Source organism: Desulforhabdus sp. TSK, from assembly GCF_022836495.1.
GTDB lineage: Bacteria > Desulfobacterota > Syntrophobacteria > Syntrophobacterales > Syntrophobacteraceae > Desulforhabdus.
In genome coordinates this window covers 1-455 of sequence record NZ_BQXM01000151.1, presented here as the reverse complement: position 1 = coordinate 455, position 455 = coordinate 1, and the positions used below count along the sequence as shown (strand labels likewise).

The window sequence follows — 455 nt, the reverse complement described above, 5'->3', positions numbered from 1 at the left end:
TCCGGCCAGCAGGCTGGTCTTCCCGGAGCCGGTGGCCCCGGAGATCAGCCAGTTCATCCGCCCGGCGATGATGCCCCGGACGGCGGGCACCCAGATCTCGGGCTGGGACCACTGCCGGGACAGCTCGGCCACGCTGGTCACCGAACTGCGCGAGACCCGCACCGAGATCATCGTCCCCTCCACCGCCACCGGAGGGATCACCGCGTGGATGCGGCAGTCACCGATCCGGCCGTCGGCACAGGGATGTCCCTCATCCAGCCGCCCACCGGACATCGCGATCAGCCGCCGGGCCAGTCCCCGCACCTGCTCCTCGCTGCCCACCTGCACCTCAGTGGACTGAAGGCCGGCTGTCCCATCGGTATAGATCCGCCCCCGCACGCCCACCAGAACATCGGTCACACCCTCCTGATCCACGAACTGTTGCAGCGGTCCCAGCCCCACCAGCTCATCGCGCA

Annotated in this window: 1 protein-coding gene; it reads right to left on the bottom strand. The window is 69.5% G+C overall.

Translation table 11 applies throughout. The features are described from left to right. Positions 1–378: ATPase, T2SS/T4P/T4SS family (locus MWC30_RS23235; RefSeq protein ID WP_368860928.1), on the bottom strand; the 378-nt coding region annotated here is incomplete at its 3' end. Between the last annotated feature and the right edge of the window lie 77 nt (positions 379–455).